1 protein-coding gene is annotated in these 2,157 nt (G+C 56.8%); it reads left to right on the top strand.

The genetic code is table 11. The features are described 5' to 3' along the window. The first annotated feature begins 900 nt into the window (after positions 1-900). The gene (locus AC0L2O_RS36075; RefSeq protein ID WP_473373105.1) at positions 901-2,130 is read left to right on the top strand and encodes a CaiB/BaiF CoA transferase family protein; all 1,230 of its coding nucleotides are present in this window, start codon (positions 901-903) and stop codon (positions 2,128-2,130) included. Positions 2,131-2,157 lie beyond the last annotated feature (27 nt).

Raw genomic sequence — 2,157 nt, 5'->3', positions numbered from 1 at the left:
TGTTTGGCCAGCGCGCGAGTTGGTCCGATGCTGCGGACTATTGCTGGCGCCGAGAACCGATGGTAAGCGCGCCATCGAAGTTTCAGGTAGCGCTGACTGGATAGTCTCCACTCACGCAAAAAAAACTTCGCGGTCGTTGGGCCGTGTGAAGAATTTCGGCCATTCAATCCTGTACATTGAAGAATCTCGGCTCAACGAGGTGGCTAATATACGAGGAGGCAAGAGCACAATGCAGCTGAGAATAATGCTTCACGCGAAATCCAGTGTCCACGCAGACGCAAACCGCGCAGTCCGGGCGCCTCATTCTAGGCCCACCGCGCGTCAGCACGCATCGCGCCAACTTGAGGTTCTCGCTGATTGGATGGCCACGCTGGCCATATCCATGCGATTGTCACGGCATAAGGCTGTTCAATAGTTCAGCCGAATGAACGGCTGATAAGGGTAGCAGTGAGCAGGTGTTGGCCTAATGGCCACTAAGATCAGGCTGTCGGCGCGAGGCCAAAATAGGACGAGAGTGTTAAGATGGAAGAGCGAGTTCTGAATGCCGAATTGCGATCAAAGAGCTGGCTGCTTGCGCGAGATGCGAGTCCCGTGGTCAAGAGCATTCATGCGATGCTGCGCCGGCGCAAAATTGTGCTGGTCGGCGCCACCCACAACTACTCACTGCCAAACATGGTGTCGCGGTGGGTGCACTCATGGTATTGCGCAATCGTGCGAGCAAGGGCGCCTAACCTACTGCAATAAGCTAATGTATCGCTCCAAGCCTTCACGGAAGAGCCCCGTCCGCGAACGGTGCAGTCAGGGCGATGCGGCTATCGAACTCAAAACCGTTCGCTGTCCCGAGTGCCAAACGTACGCGGGCGTGTTCACCCATGAGAATAGTCACTAGGAGAAATTTCAATGTCGATCATGCCGCTTTCTGGCATCAAGATCCTTGATCTCACGCGTGTGCTGGCCGGGCCTTTGTCGGCCCAGATGCTAGGGGATCTCGGTGCCGAGGTGATCAAGATTGAGCGGCCCGGTGGCGGCGACGAGGCGCGGGCCTTCGGGCCGCCTTACCTGACTGATCCTGAGGGAAAAGAGAATAACAACAACTCCTTCTACCTTTGCGCGAACCGCAACAAAAAATCGGTCACGGTCAACATTGCTAAGTCCGAAGGGCAAGAGATCATCCGTCAGCTTGCCAAGGACGTCGACGTCTTCATGGAAAACTACAAGGTCGGAGATCTCAAGCGTTACGGCCTGGATTACGAGTCGATCAAGAAGATCAATCCAGGCATCATCTACTGCTCGGTGACCGGCTTCGGCCAGACCGGTCCCTACGCGCCGCGGGCGGGGTATGATGCGATCTTCCAGGCTATGGGTGGCTTGATGAGCGTCACCGGCCATATGGACAGCGAACCAGGCGCAGGGCCAATGAAGGTCGGTCCGTCCATCGTCGACTATATGACTGGCATGAATACCTCGATCGGTATCCTGTCGGCCCTCTATCACCGCAAGGTCAATAATGGAGCAGGGCAGCACATCGACGTCTGCCTGCTCGACACCGTGGTCGCCTCACTCAGCCACTATCTCCAGATCTACCTCGTCAACGGGAAGAGCCCGCCCCGGCGCGGCACCTGGGGAAATGGTAGCCTGCCTCTGGGCGTGTTTCGATGTGCAGACGGTGAGCTGATGCTGGTGGTTGGCAACGACGGTCAGTTCGCCCGGGCCTGCGCCGCTCTTGAGGCACCCGAACTCGCTACCAACCCGAAATTCCTCAAGAACAACGATCGCGTCGCCAACGGCAAGGAAATCATGGCGATCTTTGCTAATCTTCTGCTGAAAAACACCGTCGCGCATTGGTTGGACAAGTTTGAGAAGGCCGGCGTGCCCTGCGGGCCGGTCAATGATTTTGACCAGGTGTTCGCCGACCCGCACGTAGCCGAGCGGGGCATGCGGGTGACCGTAAAGCACAAGTTCGCACCCGAGCTGTCCTTGATCCGCAACGCATTGACCTTCTCGGAGACACCGATCACCGAATACCGTGCCCCGCCACTGCTCGGCGAGAATACGCATGAGGTATTGGCCGACAAGCTTGCCTATGATGAGGAAACAATCGCGCAGCTCAAGCAGATCGGGGCAATTTAGCCTGAAGATGATTGTCGTATCTTACGA

It is taken from the genome of Bradyrhizobium sp. Kon10 (assembly GCF_055807395.1).
This window is presented reverse-complemented; position numbering and strand designations above follow the sequence as displayed.

What these genes read in the sequence shown, in the direction of transcription:
- AC0L2O_RS36075 (WP_473373105.1), top strand. Translation starts at nt 901, where the DNA reads ATGTCGATCATGCCGCTTTCTGGCATCAAGATCCTTGATCTCACGCGT.